Genomic DNA, 531 nt, shown 5'->3' on the forward strand with positions numbered 1-531 from the left:
CAGCACGCGCGTGGCCCACGGCAGTTGCGCGTGGAACTGGGCGAAGACCTAGGCGAACGCCGGGATCACCAAGAGATTGATGACACCCAGCGCCACCCCCATGGCCACCAGCACGAAGACCGGATACCGCGTGGCCTGCTTGATGCGCTTGCGGGTCTCGCGCTCCAGCTCGAGATAGGCAGACAGCTGCTTGAACGCCTGGTCGAGCTGGCCGGTGTTCTCACCGACGCTGACCATGCTGACAAACAGATTGTTGAACACCTTGGGATGCGCGTTCAGCGCGACCGCCATGGACTGGCCGCTTTCGAGGCTGGCGCGCACGTCCTGCAGAATGCCGCGGAAATACAGGTTGCGATTGGATTCGGCCAGACCGCCGATGGCGCGAATGATCGGCACGCCGGCCTTGTTCAGGCTGTACATCTGGCGGCTGAAGATGATCAGTTCGTCCAGATCGACACGTTTGCGCCGCAGCTTCTCGCGCAGCACGGCAAACACGTCGACGCTATCGGCCTGGGCACGCTCCGCATCGAT

At 62.9% G+C, this 531-nt stretch carries 1 protein-coding gene; it reads right to left on the minus strand.

All coding sequences use genetic code 11. From position 1 onward, the window contains the following. Nucleotides 1-48: 48 nt before the first annotated feature. A partial coding sequence (locus tag CXQ97_RS21265; RefSeq protein ID WP_219815498.1) for a type II secretion system F family protein occupies nt 49-531 on the minus strand: 483 nt, incomplete at its 5' end.

The sequence above is a fragment of the Arthrobacter sp. B0490 genome, from assembly GCF_002929355.1.
Classification (GTDB): domain Bacteria; phylum Actinomycetota; class Actinomycetes; order Actinomycetales; family Micrococcaceae; genus Arthrobacter_D.